Raw genomic sequence first — 21669 nt, forward strand, 5'->3', positions numbered from 1 at the left:
GAAAAAGGGAGTCGTTTATGAAGTTAATTGAGGAAATATATGAAGAATATAAAGGCAAACTTACCGGTGACGATGAGGACATAGACGCACTCACTTTTGGCGTTCTCCAAGCCATGACACGACAAGACATACTGGAGTTGCTAGAAGAGCTATCTAATGAAGAATTAAAAGGTTTGTTTGGACTCTATGTTATGGAATCATTGCGAAGTAGGTTTGCAGATGATGGGGCGTTTTACCATTAGGAAAGGGCACAACAGAGGCAGTTTACTACACACGACGTGTAGTAACTGCCTCTTTTGGTTAGGCTTTGACGTCAACAGAGCTACCTTTGTACGGGTGGGAAGCAATCGAATTCGTTTCTGATAGAGACTCCATCATTTTCGTCGCTTGAGCTGCGTCTGTCGCCATTTGGCTCTTCAATAGATTAAGACCGAGTGTAGTTTGGAGCTCGGACACTTGCTGAGTCATAAAAGAATTGATGGACATAGACACGTCCCTTTCCGTCTCTCCCCTCCATTCCTATTTGCTTAAGAAGGAGTTGAGCATCCAGACATGTTTTTCCAGACTTTGATGAATGGACAGGAGCATATCCCCAGTTGTTTCATCACCTACAGTATCGGCAAGATCCATTCCTTCTTTAAGCTCATCAATAAGAATAGTAAAGTCCTCTGCTGTTGTTGCAACCATTTGTTCTGCGTTTTCGTTTCCTGCTCCTTCTTTAATAGTAGCTATTTCAAGCACTTCTTTCATTGTAGCAACAGGTTGTCCTTCTAGCGCTAACAAACGTTCTGCTAGGTCATCAATATGTTCATGCGCCTCATTATAAAGTTGTTCATACAGTTCGTGTAGTGTGAAAAATTGTGGACCTTTCACAAACCAATGGAAATTATGCAGCTTGACGTACAAAACTGTCCAGTTTGCCACCTGTTTGTTCACACTCTTCATTAATTCCTTAGACATTTACATCACCCTCCATGGGTAGTTTTCCCTTTTTTATTGTTTATAAAACCTCCTATCTCCTTTTAAACGACCAATTTTGATTGACGAATGTAAGTCATTTTCGTGTTACACTAAGTCTACAAAGATGTTTCGTTTTATTAAGGCTGTTTCGACAAATTTTGTTGCTATGTAACAAGTATTCGGAATGGTTGAATTCCGCTCCAGGTTACTCGCTTTCCGCGGGGCGGGCGGTGAGGAGCGGAGGAGCAAGCTGACGCAGAAATTCGACAGCGACTTTCCCGGACTTTTTGAACATCCTCTAAAAGAACGTTTGTTCAATAACCTATTGAAAAATAATAATCTTTTAAGAATGGAGGGATGCTGAAATGGTTGGAGCAATTCTCATTGTGTCTGTCATTATCGTGTTGATTGTTCTGTTTTTAAGCGTGATTACCACTTCAAAGGCATATACTTCTGTTCAACATACAGTGGATCCTGTTGAAGGAAATCCTCATCTAAAGCATAAAGAAGACGATCTGGAAACAAAAAAAACACGTACGGAGGACTGAACCTCTGTACGTATTCGCAAGGTTATGCAAACACTTCTTTTAATGTGTTCTTGTCTTGTTGCAACCAAAATTTCATCAGGCGTTTTGCTCCGTCAAGGTCGTGAAGTTTCGCTTGCCCGCATTGCTTTTCGTTTGCGGCAGGAATTTCGGTAATGTCGACCGCCTCTTCAAACGTTGCATGCAATAGGTCAATAATGTCCTCAACTGATGGCGAACCGCTAACGACGAGGTAATAACCTGTTTGGCAACCCATTGGTGATACGTCGATAATATCGAAATGGTCATAGCGTTCAGCATATTTCCGAATCGTAAACGCCAATAAATGCTCCAACGTATGCATCGTATCTGGCTTCATCGCTTGTTTATTCGGCTGACAAAAACGGAGGTCAAACTTATTTACAACGCCGTCTGTCCCCACTTTATGAACACCGCAGTGGCGTACGTAGGGGGCTTTTACAGCATTATGATCTAGTTCAAAACTTTCAACAGAAGGCATTAGGGTTCCTCTCCTTTCCTAACTTTCTTTATCATAACGCATTTGCCGAGAAATTTCATCAGATTAGGAGGAATTAATTCCGATGAAAACGATCGCCTTACTTTTCATTCGCTTTTACCAACGGGTGATATCCCCATTAAAGCCACCATCATGCCGTTTTTATCCAACGTGTTCTCACTATGGATTGGAGGCAATTGGGCGCTTTGGATTTATAAAGGGGGCATACCTTACTATCCGTAGACTCCTTAAATGTCATCCATTTCACCCAGGTGGTATCGATCTTGTTCCGATGCGATGGATGGATCGACACGAAAGTTCCTTGCAGAAAAAAACAGAAGAAGAGACTTCACGTATGGATCGTATCGACGAGTGGGATACTTAATTTGTACCACTCAATAAAGGAGGCGACGACAGTGGCACAAGATGTTCTTTGCGAGGTAAACAACTGCACTTACTGGAAAAAAGGAAACCACTGTGGCGCAGATCAAATTTATGTCGTTAGCCACAAGGGCGACCGTGCAAAAAATAGCTATGAAACCGATTGTAAAACGTTCGAAGCTCAAGAATAAAGAAATGGGCTAATGTAAAGGGTGAAGTCTCGTACTTCACCCTTTTTTCAGTCGAGTCCTCTGCATATGGCTCCGCTCAATTTACGCTAACACTCCATTCATCAATACGGTATGACTGCATCCACTCACGTTTCACTTTAAACCCAATTCCAGCCTCTGTTCTTGTTTGAATGTATCCCTTTTCCACAACAACTGGAGGTGCTGTTACATCTTCTGCCACGTACCGACTTGTCTCTGATAGGTCAGGAGGATATCGGAACGCAGGGTGTGTGGCGAACGCGACATTGTGTGCTCTTGAAATTCCTAACTCCACCATGCCCCCAAGCCAAAGCGGTACCCCATTTCCATGCGCCATGTTAGCCAAACGGAGTGCTTCGCTTAGTCCCCCGACTCTGCCTACTTTTACAACATAGACATCCGCTGCCTCTAGAGCGATCGCTAGTTCAAAAGCTTCCACACTGTCAATGCTTTCGTCTAAGCAAATGGGGGTTGCGAGTTGCTTTGTGAGCTGTTGATGCGCTAACCACCTGGAAGTGTCAAATGGCTGTTCAATCATCAGTAGAGAGAATCTGTCTAATTTCTCTAGTTCATCCTGTTGATCTGTAGAAAAAGTCCCATTGGCGTCGACCATAAGGGGAAGATCTGGATATTTCCTTCTAACCGCCTGTACACGATCGAAAGCATTTCCTGGACTAATTTTAATTTTGTATCGTTTATAGCCTTTTTCAATCGCTTTCGATATATCTGCAAGCATCTGTCCTTCTGTTTCCGTAGCGATGACGATGCCTGCCTCTACTTGACTGCGATTCATCCCAATTAGGGAGGAAAGTGGGACTTGTTGTTTCTTTGCATACAAATCCCATAACGCCAAATCAACGGATGCTTTTGCCATATAGTTTCCTTTATATTGGCGGGTTGACTCGAAAAATTCACGCGGATGTTTGTATGTTTCTTCACACACTTTGGGGAGTAGCCACTCTTTCAACGCATACTTCGCTGTGTATACTGTCTCTTCTGTGTACCATGGTGTCGAGAAAGCCACACACTCCCCGTACCCACAAATGCCATCACCGTCTACGACTTCAATAATGAGAGACTCTCGCTCCGTTACTGTTTCAGTTGCGGTAACAAAAGGGGTAAGAAGAGGAACTCGGACATGTGTGCACGTCACCTTTTCCACAGAGATCAACTTTGTTCCCTCCATTTTTCATCCCACTCCTGTAACTTGTATCGCAAAATCTTTTGTGAAGCATTTCTCGGGAGCTCATCCACTTCATGATATGCCACCGGATGTTTGAATTTTGCCAGGTGCTGTTCAACATGTCTCTGTAAAGCTACAAGATTCTTCTCCCCAACTTCCCAAACGACAAATGCAACAGGAACAGCCCCCCAAGTAGCGTCAGCCCGTCCGCATACAGCCGCTTCCTTTATTCCTGCAAATGACGCGAGCACTTCCTCAATCTCTTTCGGATAAATGTTTTCCCCACCCGAAATAATAAGGTCTTTCCGCCGATCCACCACAAACAAATATCCTTCTTCGTCTATATAGCCAACGTCTCCTGTTCGAAACCAACCATCCTTTAAAAAGCTAGTCGCATTCGCTTCTGGAAGCTCGTCATATCCGGGAGTGACGGTAGGACCTTTTACGATCAATTCTCCTATTTCTCCTCGTCGAACTTGTTGTCCTTCTGCTGTCACCACTTGTATGGACGTACCAAATAAAGGTTTCCCTGAAGAACCCAACTTGCGCACTGCATCTTCTTGAGACAGCGTGGCAATTTGTGAGGCAGTTTCAGTCATCCCATACGTTTGGAGGAGCGGAATGCCTCGTTTCTTTGCCTCGTCTAATAAAGATTTTGTTGCAGGTCCACCTCCGAGCAGTACGGTGCGAAACGAGGGATGAACCGTATTTTCATCCCATTCACCCAAAACTCGTTGCAGCATCGTAGCTACGAACGAAACAATCGTAATACGGCCTACTTGCATATCGTTAGCTAGTGCTGCTGGATCAAACGTTTCATACAAACGTAACGGCATTCCGTACAAACACGAGCGCATCACGATAGAAAATCCGCTTATGTGAAACAACGGCACCGGGCATCCCCACACATCTTCTCGCTCTGATCCTAAATGAAATAGGGACGCTGTGGCGTTGAAGAAATGGTTCCCATAGGTTTGGACTACCGCTTTCGGCGTACCCGTTGTACCGGATGTGTACATGAGTGTGCAAGGGTCTTCTAGCGATATTTCCTCTAAAAAGCTGTTGTTACTAGAAATGTTCTCTACGTGTACAGGAAGTTTGAGAACAGATTCTGGCAACCACTTCACCGCATCATCCTTATCACAGTAAAGAGCACTCAACTTACTATTCTCTGTCTGCCATCTAAGTTCAGAAGGTGTTAAACGACGATTGAGACATACAATTGGACAGTGTAACAGCATCCCTGCATGCAAAGCCACAATGCTTTCCCAACGATTGCGAGCAAAAAAGCCAATCCTTGCTTCTTTTTGTAACCCAGCTTGTTCCCATCCGCGAGCGAGTGCAGTGGCTTCATTCCATAATTGTCGAAATGTCCATTTCTGTTCACCTTGCATGACGGCGATACGGTCTGGCGTTTGTTCTTTTCTTTTCCACAAGAAAGGTGGTAACGTCATTGATGTCATTAAAATCCCCCTAGCTAAGTTCGCGACGTAGTAAGGAACCTCGGCTAAAACCATGCTGTCCCGAGTAAGGAAGGCCTGCTAACTGCGCAACGCAGGCACACTCGCATCCCTGCGAGCGCAACGCCTGTCTTACCCACGTCGTGTGGCCCGTAACAGTAAAGAGCCTTGTCCCACCGAGGTGGAAACAAAGCTCACTGTAGACGAAAAGCCATTGTTTATGGGAAACGTGGAAACTGTCCGAAATCAGGTTTTCGCTTTTCTTTGAAGGCGTCGCGTCCTTCTTTTGCTTCGTCAGTTGTATAGTAGAGCAGCGTTGCGTCACCCGCCATTTGCTGAATGCCTGCAAGTCCGTCTGTATCTGCGTTGAAAGCTGCTTTTAAGAAACGAAGAGCAGTAGGCGATTTTTCTAGCATTTCTTGTGCCCATTGCACCGTTTCGTCCTCTAGTTGATCTACTGGCACTACTGTATTTACAAGTCCCATATCCAACGCTTCTTGCGCGTTGTATTGACGGCAAAGGAACCAAATTTCTTTCGCTTTCTTGTGGCCAACGATACGCGCGAGATATCCAGAGCCGTATCCAGCATCAAAACTTCCCACTTTAGGGCCTGTTTGACCGAAGCGTGCGTTATCCGCAGCAATTGTCAAATCACATACAACGTGAAGGACATGGCCACCACCGATTGCATATCCAGCAACCATGGCGATGACAGGCTTCGGAATGACTCTAATTAGACGTTGAAGATCAAGCACATTTAAGCGAGGGATCTCGTCATCACCAACGTATCCTCCGTGACCACGCACATTTTGATCTCCACCCGAACAAAACGCTTCCGTTCCAGCCCCTGTTAAAATGATGACGCCGACTTCACTATCATCTCGTGCGTAAGCGAATGCATCAATAAGTTCCATGACAGTCTTTGGCCGGAAAGCATTCCGTACCTGCGGGCGGTTAATCGTAATCTTTGCGATGCCTTCGTATGTTTCATACAAAATGTCTTCATATTGTTTTACTGTAATCCATTCTCTTGTCATGATTCTGTTCCCCTTTCATACAAAAAAGTAGTAACGGCGTTCGAAAACTTTATGGGTGCTTCTACATGTGGTGCATGCCCAACGTTTGGAATGACAATATGTATACAATTAGGCATGATTCGCTTCATTTTACGCGCTATTTGAACAAACTTCTTATCCTCACCACCCGTCACAAGGTGGATTGGAAAGGCTAAAGTATTGAGTTTGCCCCAAAATGAAGGTTGCCTCCCCGTGCTGAACCCACGTAATGATCCTGCAAGCCCACCATCAGTGTGCGACATCCGCTCAAGACGTATTCGCTGCCTGACGGAGAGCGGGAGTGTTTGTTGTGACTGAAACAAGGGAAGCTGTTCCCAGTCTGCTACAAAAGCAGCGCATCCTTCTGTTTCTATTTGGTGAGCACGCCCTTCATCGACAAACGACCGCTGCTCTCGTGCTTCCCTAGAAAGCAGCCCTGGAGAGGCGCTTTCTAGGGTTAGCGTTCGAATCATATGAGGATAGCGGCATGCAAAGGCTAGCGCTAGTCTCCCTCCCATAGAATACCCTATTAGATGAAAAGAAGACAAACCTTCTGACTGCATACATGCATATAAATCCTCTACTTGAGCAGAGCAATCGTACCGTGCAAAGTGTAAGGGGGCGGAAGATTTCCCATGACCAAGCAGATCAAATGCGTACCACTTATACCCCTTATTTTCGTACAAAGTGTGCCACGTTTGGTGTGAGCCCATAAACCCATGCAATAAAACAACCGGCTCCCCTTCACCATATTGATGTAGTTTATAAGTCACTCCACGAATCGACAGAGATTTCATTTGCTCACCAACTTATCCATTTCCCGGGAAACAAATTCAAACAAGTTTCGATGTTGTTCTACATTTTGTTCACGGTTTGTCAACACTTCTACAAGTTGCCATGATGAATGACCTTGCGTTCGCAATGCCTGTCGCAACTCATCTCTTCCCGTTACAAGTTGATACTCACCTTGAAACATAGAGGCAACCTCTTTAAAGTGCACGTCCATCGGCGTACCGAACAACGGTTCAAACACATCTTTCTCTTTTGCTTGTGGCAAAAAAGAAAAAATGCCCCCTCCGTTATTGTTAAAAACGACGATTGTAATGCGACTCTTACGTAACTTAGCAATTAAATGTCCGCCTAAATCGTGGAGCGTGGACAAATCACCGATGACCAAATAGGTCTGCTCGTAACGTTCGCTTACCCCGATCGCTGTGGAGATCACACCGTCAATGCCGTTCGCTCCACGGTTTGCGTATACATCACACGAAAGTGGTTTGCCGTGTGAGAACGTATCTAGGTCACGGATCGGCATACTATTTCCTACGAAAAGCGCAGTGCCTTCAGGAAGTGCAGCGAGAACCTCCTCCATTGCTTGTCCCTCGTGCCACGCCAGTAATTTATCTTTGTCTGACATTGCCTTCGATGCGCTTGCCTCTACTAATTGCCAATTCACAACCCAGTCCGTTATACGGGTGATAGCTTCATCCGGTATTACATCTCGACAAAACGTGCTCACCTCTGCCTCCACCCAATCAGTAACGGCATAAGCAGGGTCGCGATACGTAAATCCTTCGCCTACATAGACGTGGCGAGCATTTGACCATTCTACAGCTACCGTTTGCGAAAGTGATTTGGAGACAGGCATAGCACCGAACCGAATAATTTGCTCAGGAAGCAAGTGCTCTCGAACCGCATGATTTCTAAGTAGAGCATCGTATGTGCGGACGAGCAACGGATGGTCATACTTCCGCAAATTTGAGAGCGGATCACATAATACCGGATATTGAAAGCTTTCTGCTAGTTGCAACACAGCCTGCTCTTCTTCACGATTTGCTAACTGACCACAAATGATCATACCCTGGTCACAATTAGCAAAGGCTTCCCGCCATCTAGAAGGCTCCTCTACACGAATCCGACCCTTTGAAAAAGATCGGTTCTGATACAAAGTAGGACGCTCTTCTAATAAGTCCGGTACAAGTGGCTCACGGAAAGGAACGTTTAGATGTACAGGACCTTTTGGATGTTGATTGGCTACAACGACACTTCTAAACGCTTGTTGCTCATACGTTTGAATGGTCATTTCGTGTTCTTCAGCAATCGGTAAGTCCACGAAGTGCTTCGCATACTTTCCGTACATGTGTAATTGATCAATTGCTTGTGGTGCTCCTACTTCTCGCAATTCATGTGGACGATCAGCCGTGATCACAACCAGTGGAACGTGGCTATAGTACGCTTCAATAATTGCCGGGTAATAGTTAGCAGAAGCTGTTCCCGATGTACAGAGTAGTGCTATTGCTTTCCCATCTACTTTTGCCAGCCCGAGGGCATAAAAAGAGGCGGATCGCTCATCCAAAATCACATGAACGTTCAGCCGTTCGTCTCGATGGGCAACGAGCGCTAAAGGAGTAGAGCGAGAACCAGGACTCACCACGATGTCAGTGATTCCCCCAGAAATTAAGCTTTCTAGAAAGTGATACACAGCCCGTGTATTGTCATTCCCCACGCAGATCACCCCCTACTCCCAAACTAGTCCGCATCGGCTTTAATTTAACAAGCGTTTCGTCCCATTCCTCCACAGGGGTAGAATCGCTCACGATACCACAGCCCGCGTAAAGCACAGCTTCGTTCCTATTTATACGAGCGGAACGAATAGCGACGACAAATTCTCCATTTCCGTTCATGTCCACCCAACCAATCGGCCCTGCATACCAACCACGATCTAGGGGTTCGTGCTCACGGATGAACTGTAAAGCCTCCGGACGAGGGCTCCCTCCTAATGCAGGAGTGGGGTGCAACTTTTCCACAAAAGGCAACAAGGTCGCACTATCAGTTACTGTACCTTGAATGGGTGTGTGTAAATGTTGTACATGCTTCATCTTTAATAGTGACGGACTCTCTGCGACAACAACATCTTCACAAAGTGACTCGAACACTGATTGAATCAATTCGACTACGTACGCGTGTTCTTGACCGTTTTTCACGTCTTGTAGTAGCCAATCGCCCAACTGAAAATCTCCCTGTAAAGTTTCCCCTCGTGGCATTGTGCCTGCAATGGCGTGAGAGTAAACCCTGTTTCCATTTTTACGTATCAGCCGTTCTGGTGTGGCTCCCATAAAAGAGTGGTCACCTTTCGCGTAAGAAAAGACAAAGGAATTTTGTTGTTCTTCCGATAGGTTCCTGAGCACAGTAGCGACGTCCATGTTGTCTGAGAACGTCAATTGTTGTTCTCTTGCCAAAACCACTTTGTTAAAGTTTCCCTCTTCCATTGCATTTGTCGCCCGTTTCACAACCGATTTCCACTCTTCACCGCAAGGGTTTTCTTCTTGGACTAAATGAGGGAGATCTTTTTTCTCTTCCCGATTCACTAAAGTACTCCAACACTTTACAGACAGTTCATCTTGATCCTGTATGTGATGCTGAAGTAATTCTGTCGGCGCAACGACAGTTTCCGTCCAATACGCCTTCCCATCGCTCTCTGTATACATAAATTTTGGCACGATAAAAGAAGCTGCCCCAAACGTTTGCCAGGCATCATTTGATGAAGGTTCCTCAAAAAAGGAAAATCCGCCAAATAGAAGCGGTCCTGTTCCATAAGGTAGAACCGACGTGTCGACCTTTCCTATAAAGCGCTTCCACTGCTGTTCAACCGAACTAAATCGGGAAAGATACTTGTGTTCAGGTGCAATCGTAAACGCGGCACCAAAACCAACCATTGTTAGCGAGCGATCATTCGTTTGCCAAAAAAAGCGCTCTTCTTCTTGAAGGACTTGTGCAGCACGATACACTGAAGTCGCAGGAATCGGATCAATAGACCACACAGAAGATTGCCATACGCGGTCTTTATGCGTGGACCGAATCGTATACGTACTCTGTTGTGTTCCTTTATGATCTCGTTCTTTGATGGTGGCCATCCTACTTCCTCCTCAACGTACGACCGATTAATACCGAAAAATAGCATACACTTCATTTTAAAATACTTTATGCAAATTGTCATGCACGTAAACTGGAAATGTCACAAAGGGCACTCAACGGTCAATTTCCCACCTGCAATTTGGAACTAAATACTTAATAAGGAAATAGAACGTCCCGTGTTTCTCGTGAAATTTCATTGACAGTCAGTATTTCTTTTTCTACACTTGTATTTGGTCACGATTGTTCACAAATCGTTTACACTTTTATCACGCGAGACCCACACGACATGGGTCAGAATGGCATTCGCTCGCAGGAAGAAAGTGGCTCGGCGTTGCGCTCGCAAGAATGCGAGTGCCTGCGTTGCGCTCACAAGGTTGCGAGTGTGCCTGCGTTGCGCTCGCAAGGATGCGAGTGTGCCTGCGTTGCGACAAGGACGTCGCGCAGTTAGCAGGCCTTCCTTACCTAGGACGTCGCGCAGTTAGCAGGCCTTCCTTACTAAGACGTCGCGTACTTATCCTTTCATCCTTATCCTTAACATGTTCTCCTTTTTCTTACGACTTGAAAGGGGTGGAAAAGAGTTGGAACCCATAATGGAAACTCCTTCAACTGAATTACAGCACACACGGTCATGGCGTGTTTGGTGGCAGCTGACGAGACCACACACACTGACAGCTGCTTTTGTCCCTGTTATGTTAGGAAGCGCCCTAGCTTTGCAAGAAGGGGCTATAGATATATGGCTCATGCTCGCGATGTTGTTCGCCTCTTTGTTCATTCAAGCAGCAACCAACATGTTCAATGAGTATTATGACTATAAGCGTGGGCTAGATACTAAAGATTCAATCGGCATTGGTGGTGCGATTGTCAGAGAAGGTGTACGACCTAAAACAGTCCTTGCAATTGCCTTCGCGTTGTTTGGAATGAGCGCTCTGCTTGGTGTATACATTTGTTTAGCTAGTAGCTGGTGGGTGGCGGTTGTTGGTCTAGTTTGTATGGCAGCTGGGTATTTATATACAGGTGGCCCATTTCCGATCGCATATTCACCGTTCGGGGAAATAATGGCTGGATTTTTCATGGGTATTGTGATCATCATTTTGTCTTTTTACATTCAAACTGGCACCATCACAACAGAAAGCTGGCTTGTTAGCATCCCTATTTTCTTCTTAGTCGGGAACATCAATCTGGCTAACAATATACGGGATCGTGAAGGGGATGCACTTGCTGGACGTAAAACGATAGCCATTTTAATCGGACGCAAAAAAGCAATTAGACTGCTTGCAGCTTCATTCTTATTTGCATATATTTGGATTGTTGTACTGATCATGATTTATCCTAACTTCTTCTGGTTCGTAGCTGTGTTCGCGAGCCTTCCAAAAGCAATACAAGCTACAAAGGGCTTTATTGGGAAGTCCCAACCGCAAGAAATGATGCCGGCAATGAGAGCTACAGCCCAAACCAATACACTGTTTGGTGTTTTACTGACCATCGGTGTGCTTCTCACTATTTGGATAGGATAACCACTCAAACGTTAGTTTCCCAGAAAAAATACATTTCTTTCCGTAAGCGGAGAGAGGTGTTTTTTTACGTTCTCCAACTTTCAGAATAGCACCCTTCCTCTCGTTTCATACTAGATGTAGAAACAGGAAGGATGTGACCCTCTATGCATTCACCACAACAAGTGGCCCATTGGAAGGCCCTGTTAGAGAAGCAGAAACAAGAACTTCTTACTCATAGTCATGATCATAAACTAGGTCTTTCATATCGGGATGAAGGCGGTGAGCTTTCATTGTATGATAATCATCCCGGAGATTCTGGTACCGATTTATATGAGCGAGAAAAAGATGCTGCATTGCATGTTCATGAGCTTGATGAGCTTTCCGAAGTTTATAACGCACTGCAAGCAATCGATAAGGGGACATACGGAATTTGTCAGGTGTGTAAAAAGACCATTCCTGCTGAGCGACTTGATGCGATTCCGACAGCTGTTACTTGTAAAGAACACGCCCCTCATTCAATTCCAGAAGATCGCCCTGTGGAAGAAGAGATCTTGGAACCAGCACACGGTCCTCATTTTCATCACCGAACGGGCCCAGAGGTATTTGATGAATACGATAGCTTTCAGGAAGTCGCCCGTTACGGGACAAGTGAGACACCTTCAGACTTTCAAGGGGACATTGATGATTACGAGGGCTTGTATGACCCTGAAGAAGGAGAAGGCTTTACTGAAGCATATGAAACATTTGTAGGGCAGGACTTTGACAGTGGAGAAGTTCGTGTCTATCCTTCTGGTAAATTCCATGAAGGATACGAAGATCAACTGGATGAAGAGGGGACAGACACTCCATTTGGTGACTTACCATTTCACAACAGTGATGGCTACGTAGACGAGTCAGATAATGTGAAAAAGGATGACTAGACATAGTAGTAAAGTGCGGTGCTCTTTCTCTTGAACGCAAGAACCAATAAGAGTGCAAAAGGGCTGTCCTGCAAAATATAGGCAGCCCTTTCATGAGTGGAGATGCGATCAATACATTTCATGTGAAACCGGTTGAATGTTCCAAATATCTTTTGCATACTCCCGGATCGTTCTGTCACTTGAAAAATGCCCACTTTCTGCGATATTCACAAGGGTCGAACGCCACCATGACATGCGATCATAGCTTGTGGCAACGGTTTGTTGTGCCGCTAGATAAGACGCAAAATCACGTAGCACAAAAAATGTATCATTCTCCTCTATAAGTGAGTCAACAATCGTGTTGAACAAGTCTCCAGTATGGGGTAAAAAACCGTTCGTCAATTGATCTACCGCATGGCGAATACGTGGGTCATGGGTGTAATATTCTCGAGCTACGTAGCCCCCGTCACGTTGGTAGCTCATGACTTCCTCTGCATTCAAGCCAAACAAAAACATATGCTCCGCACCAATGCGGTTATGCATCTCTACATTAGCGCCATCAAGTGTACCAATCGTCAGTGCACCGTTCATCATAAACTTCATGTTCCCTGTCCCGGACGCTTCTTTACTCGCCGTAGAAATTTGCTCACTGACGTCTGCCGCCGGAATGAGTCTCTCTGCTAAGGACACCCGGTAATTTTCTAGGAAGACGACTTGGATATACTTTCGGACAATAGGGTCTTGATTAATCGAATCTGCGACAGAATGAATGAGTTTAATGATCGTTTTCGCGTAAGTATAACCAGGAGATGCTTTTGCTCCAAACAAAAATACACGTGGCGTCCAGTTATGATTGGGCTCTTCTCGAATGCTATTTGCTAAAGATAAAATGTGTAGGACATTGAGCAATTGCCGCTTATAAGCGTGTAGCCGTTTAATATGAATATCAAAAATAGCATCTTCACGTAGCGCGATTCCGAACTGCTCTTTCACATATTGGGCAAGAAGCGACTTGTTCTTTCGCTTCACGACACGCAATTGTTCTAGCAAATTCGGATCATCTTCTAGCTTACGAAGTTCTTGCAATGCTGCCGGTTCTGATCGCCATCTCTCTCCGATGGCATCATCGATCAAATGGGTAAGGCTTGGGTTAGACTTCATTAACCAGCGTCTGTGAGCAATGCCGTTCGTTTTATTTTGAAACTTCCCAGGAAATGCTTCATGAAATTGACGCATTTCCCTCTTTTTCAAGATCTCTGTGTGTAATTCTGCTACCCCGTTCACACAAAATGAGCCTACAATTGCTAGTGGTGCCATCCGAACTTCCCCGTCTGCCAAGATAGAGAGTTGCTCAATCCGGCTCCAATCACCCGGTGTTTCTTCCCAAAGTTGTCCACACCATCGTTCATGAATTTCTTCAACGATCCCATACATCCGTGGCAATAAGTGCTTAAACAAATGAATGGGCCATGTTTCAAGCGCCTCAGAAAGCGTCGTGTGGTTTGTGTAGGCAAACGTTCGTGTTGTGACATCCCATGCCACCTCCCACGAAAAACCGTACTCGTCTAAAAGGATCCGCATTAGTTCGGGAATAGCTAACACGGGATGGGTATCATTCAACTGAATAACAACACGTTCATGAAAAGAGCGCATGTCTCCTTTTTGCTTCACAAAAGAACGAACGATCGTTTGTAAACTAGCAGACACTAAAAAATACTGTTGCTTCAATCGCAATAACTTCCCTGGGTCGTGCGTGTCGTCAGGATACAAAAATTCTGTAATAGCCTCTGTGTCCCGTTTGTACCTCATGATGTCTTGATGAGGGGGAAATGGAGAAGGCTCTGCACTCCATAATCGCAGCGTATTGACCGTTTCATTTTGATAGCCCAAAATCGGGATATCATAAGGAACAGCCATTACTTTTTCTGTATTGAGGTGGCGAAATTGTAGCTTTCCTCCCGCCTCCGATGACTCTACATTTCCAAAAAAATGCACTTCAACTGCCTCGTCACTTCTTCTCACTTCCCATACGTTTCCATTAATCAACCAAGGGTCTGGCCATTCTACTTGAAACCCGTCCACAATTTTTTGCTTGAAAAGGCCATGTTTATAGCGGATACCGAAGCCGTGACCTGGATATTGCAACGAAGCAAGGGAGTCCAAAAAACAGGCTGCTAATCTGCCAAGTCCTCCGTTGCCTAGTCCTGCATCACATTCAATTTCCTCAATGTCAGAAAGGGGGATTCCTAGTTCAAGCAACCCCTTTTCTACAACTTCCTCTATTCCTAAATACTGCAGCTGTTGCCGTAGCATACGCCCTAGTAAAAACTCGATTGAAAAGTAGTACACTTGTTTCCCTTGCTCGCTCCTCAATCGCTCGTTCGTTGCAATCCAATCTGGGCTTAACTGCTCACGTACCATTGTTCCTAACGCTAGAAATTGCTCTCGTGATGTCGTATCAGCGAAGGGTTTTCCAGACAGTAGCTCAAGCTTCTTCACAAACTGCTGGCAAAAAGCGCTTCGGCTAGAAAACATGGCTTTCCCTCCTGGTTGTGATTTCCTCGTATAACTCATTGTAAGCAAGTGCCGAGCTATCCCAGCTGACATCTCGCTGCAAACAACGCTGTTGAATCAATTGCCATACTTCGCCATTCTCATAAAAGGACAGCGCACGACGTACTGTATAAAGAAAAGCAGACGAATCAATAGGTCCGAAAGTAAAGCCCCATCCTTCCCCCGTTTCCTCGTTATACGAAAGTACCGTATCCTTTAACCCACCTGTTTCCCTAACAATCGGAACCGTACCGTACTTCATGCCGATGAGCTGACTAAGCCCACACGGTTCGAACAAACTCGGCAATAGCAACATATCGCTGGCTGCATATAAATGGTGGGCAAATGACTCATCAAAACCAATATATGACCGGCATTTTTCATGATACTGGGCTTCCATTTCACGAAAAAAGTTCTCATCGTCTCGCTCCCCTGAACCGAGCAACACAAATTGGATATCTTCCTTCATCAGCTCGTGAAACACTTCTCTTACTAGCCCCATTCCCTTTTGGTTTGTCAGGCGGGAGATAACAGCGACAAGTGGAACGTCTTGCTCAGGAAGTGACATTTGCTGTTGTAAAGTACGTTTATTGAGTGATTTACTCTCTTGAATGGACGCTGTGAAGGGGTGCGGAATGAAAACGTCCGTAACCGGGTTGTAAACTTCCTCATCAATACCATTCACAATGCCAGAGATATGCTCAGTTCGGACCTGTAACACACCGGTAAGCCTTTCCCCGTACTCTTCTGTTTGAATTTCCTTTGCATATGATGGACTAACTGTCGTGATGCGATCGCTCGCAACCAACGCTGCTTTCAAAAAGTTGATCCCGCCATGAAACTCAAGACGTTGCGACGTGAAGTGCTCCTCTCCAAGTGGCAACAACTCCCCAAGAATCGACTTCGGAAAAACCCCTTGATAACGTAAATTGTGGATTGTAAACACAGTTCGGATGCGCCCATACTCAGGATAGAATCCATAATACTCGCTTAAAAGATACGGAACCATGCCCGTGTGCCAATCATGGCAATGTAATACATCTGGGAAAGTGTCTAACTTTGGCAATGCTTCCAGTACGGCTAAGCAAAAAAAGCTAAACCGTTCTCCATCGTCAGGAAATCCGTACAATTGCGATCTGCGAAAGTAGTACTCGTTGTCGATAAAATACATCGTAACGCCATCGTGTTCCAACTGAAACAATCCACAATGCTGCTCACGCCAACCTACGTTGACTGTCCAATGCGTTACATATTCCATTTTCTCCTGCCACACTTGTGGAATATCACCATATTTCGGGAGTATCACGCTGACAGACGTTCCTTGTCGCTGTAACGCTTGTGGGAGTGAACCTGCTACATCTGCAAGTCCTCCTGTTTTACAAAAAGGTACACACTCTCCTACGACAAATAGTGTGTTCATGATACATTCACCGCCTTTTGTCTCGTTCCTTTCTTCAATACAATCGGCTCCTCTTTCGTTCCAATCAACACGGTTCCATCTTCCACGTGTACATCCTTATCTAAAATACAGTGTGACAGGTGGCAATGATTACCAACCAAAGATTTTTGCATAATAATGGAACTCTCAACTTTAGAATTCTCACCTACAGTCACCGCACGAAATAAAATACTAGAGTCAACTGTACCTGCGATAGTGCATCCGTTCGCAATAAGAGATTGACTTGCTTTTGACCCACGAGTGTACTGTGTCGGTGGTTCGTCCTTCACTTTTGTGTAGACAGGGAAATCGGAACGAAAAACTTGTTGGAATATTTCTGGCTTTAGTAAGTCCATACTTTGTTCATAAAACGTTTCTATTGAGTTCAGCATGTGAGCACGCCCCTGATATTCATAAAGGCATACGCTATAATTATGCTTCAGTGAAGTTACAACATCTTTCATGTACATAAATCCCGTTTCCTCTGACCGTTCAACAAGATCCATAAGCAATTCGCGCTTTATGATGTACATCTCTAGCGACTTGCCATCCTTTCGAATGTCAGTAATGTCACAATCATGGTTCATATGCCATGAGAGGATCGGTCGAAAGTCAATAGAAGCAAGTGTGAAGCAATTTGCGATGATGACATATGTTTGGCGACTACGTTTGAAATAGTCAATGTGTGCTTGGAAATGTTGAAATGCTCCAACCCGTTTTTTCGAATCATCCAGTTGTGGCGACGGGAAGAAGAAGAGGCCATCTCGTTTCCGGTTAAGATCCCAATTTCGTCCTGAACCGAGATGATCCATTAGCGAACGATATTGGTATTTTGGGAAGATCGCCACACTGTTTACGCCTGAGTTGACCATACTTGATAAAATAAAATCAATCATTCGATAGCGCCCAGCAATAGGCACAGCCGCCAACGAGCGATGGTGCATCAAATCTTCCATACCAGTCGCATAACTTGTCGCATCAATCACTCCTAAAAGTTGATCGTCCATGGATTTTCCTCCTCTTTATGTAGCCAGTTTTGGATTGAGTCTTTTGTTACTAAAGCACACTCTTTTTCAGTACCCTGAATGATGACATCTGCTGGGATAGTAACACCCGCGTCAATAATTGCGTACTCAACAGTTGCACCTGCTTCAATTTGAACGTTTGGCATGGCGACTACCTTCTGAACAACGGCCCCTTTTTGAACAGTAACTCCTTGAAATAGAACGGAGCTTTCCACATGTCCTTCCACGATGCACCCCTCATTGACGAGAGATTGTTCAACACATGCAGTACTTGTAATCATTTGGGGAGGATGATTCGGGTTCACAGAATAAATACGCCACCCTTGATCAAATAATTTCAGCTCACAAGCGGGATCTAACAAATCCATGTTCGCTTCCCATAAGCTTTGGACTGTCCCCACATCCTTCCAGTATCCTTGAAACCCATAAGCCATTAATTTCTTTCCAGATTGAAGAAGGTACGGGATCACATCTTTACCGAAATCGTGTGATGACGTGTCAATTTGTTCGTCACGTTGCAATGTTGCTTTAAGGAGCTTCCAGTTGAAGATATAAATCCCCATCGAAGCCAAATTGCTTTTTGGCGTTTTCGGCTTTTCCTCAAACTCTACAATTCTCTTAGATTCATCTGTGTTCATGATGCCAAAACGGTTCGCCTCTTCCCATGGCACTTCAACAACTGAAATCGTAGCATCTGCCCCTGATTCAATATGTGCCTCTAACATGTCGTTATAATCCATTTTGTAAATATGGTCACCACTCAACACGAGTACGTACTCTGGGTCGTACTGCTCAATGTACGGAACGTTATGATAGATAGCGTTGGCTGTGCCACTATACCACTTCATCGCACTAGACTCACTGTACGGTGGAAGCACCGTAACGCCACCGTTTCTACGATCCAAATCCCAATCGCTACCGATCCCTATATATGAATGAAGAACTAGTGGTTGGTATTGTGTACAAATCCCGACTGTGTCGATGTGAGAGTTCGTACAGTTACTCAACGTAAAATCGATGATTCTGTATTTACCTCCGAAAGGGACTGCTGGCTTTGCGAGTTCTTTCGTTAAATCATGCAGCCTGCTCCCTTTTCCACCTGCTAATATAATCGCCACACACCGCTTTTTCATTAAAGGGATCCCATCCTTTCGTCTTCTAAAACATTTTTATAATGAAGCAATACCGCTGAATACTTTGGTAGAGAAATAGTAAGAGAATAGGGCTTGCCATGTAAGGGTGTGCTACTTGTCGTGTGTACACCTTTGCCTGTCATATCCTCTCCTCCGAAGCACGCGGCATCTGTATGAAGCAGACACTCCCATTCCCCTTGATGCGGTACTCCAATGTCGAATTGCTCATAAGATTCGCTAGAACAATTGAACACGACGGCTGCTGTATCGTCGTGACCATAGCGCAACCACGATAAAATTTGTTGTTCGTGGTTGTTCACATCGATCCATTGAAAGCAAGCTGGTTCCTTTTCTTGTTCGAACAGCGCCGGGGTTTGCTTGTATAAAGGAAGTAGCGTTTTGAAAAATGTCAAAAAGGCATCATGATTTTCATATGTAAGTAAATGCCAATCAAGCTGTGCCCCATCTTTCCACTCCGCGAAAGGGGCTAGCTCTGTTCCCATAAAGAGCAGCTTCTTTCCCGGGTGTGTCAACCAGTAGGTGAGTAACAACCGTAGCTGCGCAAATTTCTCTTCATACGTTCCAGGCAACTTATCTAATAGTGACTTTTTGCCGTGCACAACCTCATCGTGCGAAAGCGGCAAAATATATTGCTCATTAAAGGCATAAAGCATGGAAAAGGTGAGTTTGTCATGGAGCTCACGTCGTCTCTTTGGAGGTGATGAGAAATAGGTCAACGTATCATTCATCCATCCCATGTTCCATTTGTGTGTAAATCCAAGCCCCCCCTGCTCGACTCGCTCAGTAACATGTGGCCAATCTGTTGAATCCTCTGCTGTAATAAGCAATCCTGGATCATAGTCTCGAAGTCTTCGAGATACGCTTTGCATCCATTCGTGTGCCCACGGATTCGGCGTGGGAGAGGATGAATTCGGCCAGTATATAACCCGGCTCATGGCATCGAATCGAAAACCATCCACATGAAATTCTCGCACCCAGTAAAACAGACTCGACAACAGAAAACTTCTTACTTCCCCTTTTGATAAATCAAAATGAGCCGTTCCCCACTCCACATTCTCACGATCTTCTAAACTGGAATACTCATAAGTCGGAGTCCCATCAAACAGATAGAGCCCCTGAAGATCTTTGCAAAAGTGTCCCGGAACCCAATCCAATAAAACACCAATTCCTTCTCTATGGCAGGAGTCAACAAAACTCATAAAATCATGTGGAGTACCGTAACGACTTGTCGGTGCATAGTATCCCGTTGCCTGATAACCCCACGAGCCATCAAAAGGATGTTCTAAAATCGGCATTAGTTCGATATGTGTAAACCCGAGTTCCTTCACATATGGGATAAGTTCTGTCGCAAGATCACGGTACGTCATGAGGGCGCCGTTATCCGATCGTTTCCAACTGCCGAGGTGGACTTCATATATACTGACCGGTCGCTCAATCAAATTTGACTTTCTACGCTGAATCATCCACTCATCATCACCCCAGCTATTCCCTTCCCAGTCATACACAATCGAAGCTGTTTGCGGACGAACCTCATGTGTGACCGCAAACGGGTCTGCCTTGTGCACGACCTTCCCGTCAAACTGCGTGACCTCATACTTATACCGCTCTCCATGGAGGCTACCTGGTATTGTAAGCGTCCAAATTCCATCTTGGGATTTCATGCCGTACGCTGACCCATTCCAATCATTAAAACTACCTACTATCGAAACACGGCGAGCATTTGGTGCCCACACACGAAAAATAGTCATCACTTTTCCGTCCACCTGTTGAAGGTGAGCTCCAAAAAATTGATAAAGAGACTCGTGGGTACCTTCGCGAAAATAGTACACATCCTGTTCTATCTGTTGCTGCATCTTATCGATTCCTTTCCCACGTCTTTAACTATGTATTCGTGGAAACTGAAAACATCCCTTTTAACCTAACGTTTAAATTTTCAGACATTTAATGACAAAATTCGTTTTAACTTGACAAAAGGTTGTTTGTGCTGGTCTACTATTGTCTCTACTAAACAAGTAAGCTACGATGGAAAGAGTTGGGGAAAGGGGCAATGTATGTGGAAGTGTGGCAACTACTTCTTGTGTTTATTGTCGGCATCATCACCGGCATCATTAACATCTTATCTGCTGGGGGGAGTTTGCTTACCTTACCTATTTTGATTTTCCTAGGTTTGCCAGCTGCAGACGCAAATGGCACAAATCGTATTGCCATTCTCGTGCAAAGCACAGTCGGAATCACTGCCTTTCAACGCCAAGGCTGGATCGAATGGAAAGCTCGTGCATGGACATGGTTTGCCCCAGCAGCAGTAGGCTCACTTATTGGGGCTTGGTTAGCGGTAGATATTAATGGCACTTTATTTCAACGACTGCTTTCGATCATGATGGTATTTGTATTGATCCTTTTATTCATACCAAAACAAAAATTACGTAGCGAACGACTACAGCAATTTTCCTCGAGAAAAATCGTACAATATGGTATTCTGCCCCCAGCCTTTTTCTGTATAGGTATTTATGGAGGGTTAATCCAAGCAGGTGTTGGCTTTTTCATCGTAGGCATTCTTATGCTGTTTAGTTCATTACCTTTGCAGCGTATCAATGCATACAAAGTTGCAATCGTCGGTGTATTTATCTTTCTTTCTCTGTTTATTTTTCTATGGTATGGAAAAGTTTATTGGGGGATAGGACTATCTTTAGCAGCAGGATCTGCAATAGGAGCTTGGGTAGGGGCCAAGATCGCGGTAGAAAAAGGGGAGAGATGGATACAAACCTTTATGGCAGTCGCTGTCATTGTGATGGCAGTGCAGCTGTGGTTCTTTTGATATAGATAATCCCGGGGATATGAGCGTTAATCCCGGGATATGAGCGTTAATCCGGGGATATGAGCGTTAATCCCGGGATATGAGCGTT

General features: G+C 44.9%; 21 protein-coding genes. 7 read left to right on the forward strand and 14 right to left on the reverse strand.

Going from position 1 to position 21669, the window contains the following annotated elements; all coding sequences use genetic code 11:
• Nucleotides 1-17 precede the first annotated feature (17 nt).
• Nucleotides 18-242: a DUF6154 family protein gene (locus HHK01_RS11945; RefSeq protein WP_170008007.1), complete on the forward strand. Its 225-nt coding sequence runs from the start codon at nt 18-20 to the stop codon at nt 240-242.
• Nucleotides 243-300: 58 nt separating this feature from the next.
• Here the strand turns inward: HHK01_RS11945 and HHK01_RS11950 are convergent, their stop codons facing one another.
• Nucleotides 301-468 (reverse strand): polyribonucleotide nucleotidyltransferase, encoded by a 168-nt coding sequence (locus tag HHK01_RS11950; RefSeq protein ID WP_228027563.1) that lies wholly within the window; start codon nt 466-468, stop codon nt 301-303.
• A 51-nt stretch (nt 469-519) separates the two neighbouring features.
• A complete protein-coding gene (locus HHK01_RS11955; protein WP_170008009.1) occupies nt 520-960 on the reverse strand; it encodes a Dps family protein in 441 nt (146 codons plus the stop codon).
• Nucleotides 961-1325: 365 nt separating this feature from the next.
• Here HHK01_RS11955 and ytzI point away from each other — a divergent pair, with 365 nt between their 5' ends.
• The gene (gene ytzI, locus HHK01_RS11960; protein ID WP_170008010.1) at nt 1326-1508 is read left to right on the forward strand and encodes a YtzI protein; all 183 of its coding nucleotides are present in this window, start codon (nt 1326-1328) and stop codon (nt 1506-1508) included.
• Nucleotides 1509-1530: 22 nt separating this feature from the next.
• On the opposite strand, the gene HHK01_RS11965 is transcribed toward ytzI, so the two are convergent.
• Nucleotides 1531-2004, reverse strand: coding sequence for an S-ribosylhomocysteine lyase (locus HHK01_RS11965; protein WP_170008011.1), 474 nt, complete (start codon nt 2002-2004; stop codon nt 1531-1533).
• An 82-nt stretch (nt 2005-2086) separates the two neighbouring features.
• Between HHK01_RS11965 and yidD the strand changes: the two genes are divergently transcribed.
• Complete coding sequence (yidD, locus tag HHK01_RS11970; protein ID WP_170008012.1) at nt 2087-2386, forward strand: membrane protein insertion efficiency factor YidD; 300 nt, start codon at nt 2087-2089, stop codon at nt 2384-2386.
• 31 nt (nt 2387-2417) lie between these two features.
• Nucleotides 2418-2573, forward strand: coding sequence for a DUF1540 domain-containing protein (locus tag HHK01_RS11975; RefSeq protein WP_170008013.1), 156 nt, complete (start codon nt 2418-2420; stop codon nt 2571-2573).
• Between the two features lie 76 nt (nt 2574-2649).
• On the opposite strand, the gene menC is transcribed toward HHK01_RS11975, so the two are convergent.
• The 6 genes from menC to HHK01_RS12005 all read right to left on the reverse strand — a co-directional run bounded on the left by menC (nt 2650) and on the right by HHK01_RS12005 (nt 10203).
• Nucleotides 2650-3777 carry an o-succinylbenzoate synthase gene (gene menC / locus HHK01_RS11980; protein WP_170008014.1) on the reverse strand — a complete coding sequence of 376 codons (1128 nt, stop codon included), beginning with the start codon at nt 3775-3777 and terminating at the stop codon, nt 2650-2652.
• Nucleotides 3759-5237 carry an o-succinylbenzoate--CoA ligase gene (locus tag HHK01_RS11985; protein WP_170008015.1) on the reverse strand — a complete coding sequence of 493 codons (1479 nt, stop codon included), beginning with the start codon at nt 5235-5237 and terminating at the stop codon, nt 3759-3761. Before HHK01_RS11985 ends, menC begins: the two co-directional genes overlap by 19 nt.
• Before the next feature lie 215 nt (nt 5238-5452).
• The gene (gene menB / locus HHK01_RS11990; protein ID WP_170008016.1) at nt 5453-6271 is read right to left on the reverse strand and encodes a 1,4-dihydroxy-2-naphthoyl-CoA synthase; all 819 of its coding nucleotides are present in this window, start codon (nt 6269-6271) and stop codon (nt 5453-5455) included.
• A complete protein-coding gene (menH, locus tag HHK01_RS11995) occupies nt 6268-7086 on the reverse strand; it encodes a 2-succinyl-6-hydroxy-2,4-cyclohexadiene-1-carboxylate synthase (RefSeq protein ID WP_228027564.1) in 819 nt (272 codons plus the stop codon). Before menH ends, menB begins: the two co-directional genes overlap by 4 nt.
• Nucleotides 7083-8795: a 2-succinyl-5-enolpyruvyl-6-hydroxy-3-cyclohexene-1-carboxylic-acid synthase gene (gene menD / locus HHK01_RS12000; RefSeq protein ID WP_170008017.1), complete on the reverse strand. Its 1713-nt coding sequence runs from the start codon at nt 8793-8795 to the stop codon at nt 7083-7085. Before menD ends, menH begins: the two co-directional genes overlap by 4 nt.
• The gene (locus HHK01_RS12005) at nt 8785-10203 is read right to left on the reverse strand and encodes an isochorismate synthase (protein ID WP_170008018.1); all 1419 of its coding nucleotides are present in this window, start codon (nt 10201-10203) and stop codon (nt 8785-8787) included. The genes menD and HHK01_RS12005 overlap by 11 nt, the downstream gene beginning before the upstream one ends.
• 591 nt (nt 10204-10794) lie before the next feature.
• Here HHK01_RS12005 and HHK01_RS12010 point away from each other — a divergent pair.
• Both HHK01_RS12010 and HHK01_RS12015 read left to right on the forward strand, forming a co-directional pair.
• Nucleotides 10795-11718 carry a 1,4-dihydroxy-2-naphthoate polyprenyltransferase gene (locus HHK01_RS12010; RefSeq protein WP_170008778.1) on the forward strand — a complete coding sequence of 308 codons (924 nt, stop codon included), beginning with the start codon at nt 10795-10797 and terminating at the stop codon, nt 11716-11718.
• Between the two features lie 143 nt (nt 11719-11861).
• Nucleotides 11862-12617, forward strand: coding sequence for a TraR/DksA C4-type zinc finger protein (locus tag HHK01_RS12015; protein ID WP_170008019.1), 756 nt, complete (start codon nt 11862-11864; stop codon nt 12615-12617).
• A gap of 108 nt (nt 12618-12725) precedes the next feature.
• Here HHK01_RS12015 and HHK01_RS12020 read toward each other — a convergent pair whose 3' ends face one another.
• Genes HHK01_RS12020 through glgB form a run of 5 tightly spaced genes read right to left on the reverse strand, consistent with a single transcriptional unit; the run spans nt 12726 to nt 20619 of the window.
• Entirely contained in the window at nt 12726-15131 is a 2406-nt protein-coding gene (locus HHK01_RS12020) for a glycogen/starch/alpha-glucan phosphorylase (RefSeq protein ID WP_170008020.1), read from the reverse strand.
• The gene (gene glgA / locus HHK01_RS12025) at nt 15121-16569 is read right to left on the reverse strand and encodes a glycogen synthase GlgA (RefSeq protein ID WP_170008021.1); all 1449 of its coding nucleotides are present in this window, start codon (nt 16567-16569) and stop codon (nt 15121-15123) included. Before glgA ends, HHK01_RS12020 begins: the two co-directional genes overlap by 11 nt.
• A complete protein-coding gene (locus HHK01_RS12030) occupies nt 16566-17594 on the reverse strand; it encodes a GlgC family sugar phosphate nucleotidyltransferase (RefSeq protein WP_170008022.1) in 1029 nt (342 codons plus the stop codon). Before HHK01_RS12030 ends, glgA begins: the two co-directional genes overlap by 4 nt.
• Nucleotides 17576-18745 carry a glucose-1-phosphate adenylyltransferase gene (locus tag HHK01_RS12035; protein ID WP_170008023.1) on the reverse strand — a complete coding sequence of 390 codons (1170 nt, stop codon included), beginning with the start codon at nt 18743-18745 and terminating at the stop codon, nt 17576-17578. The genes HHK01_RS12030 and HHK01_RS12035 overlap by 19 nt, the downstream gene beginning before the upstream one ends.
• Nucleotides 18745-20619: a 1,4-alpha-glucan branching protein GlgB gene (glgB, locus tag HHK01_RS12040; protein WP_228027565.1), complete on the reverse strand. Its 1875-nt coding sequence runs from the start codon at nt 20617-20619 to the stop codon at nt 18745-18747. The genes HHK01_RS12035 and glgB overlap by 1 nt, the downstream gene beginning before the upstream one ends.
• A gap of 200 nt (nt 20620-20819) precedes the next feature.
• Here glgB and HHK01_RS12045 point away from each other — a divergent pair, with 200 nt between their 5' ends.
• Nucleotides 20820-21581, forward strand: a complete 762-nt coding sequence (locus tag HHK01_RS12045) for a sulfite exporter TauE/SafE family protein (RefSeq protein WP_170008024.1) — start codon at nt 20820-20822, stop codon at nt 21579-21581.
• Nucleotides 21582-21669: the final 88 nt, after the last annotated feature.

It is taken from the genome of Bacillus fonticola, from assembly GCF_012955605.1.
In the GTDB taxonomy this organism is placed as follows: domain Bacteria; phylum Bacillota; class Bacilli; order Bacillales; family JC228; genus Bacillus_CG; species Bacillus_CG fonticola.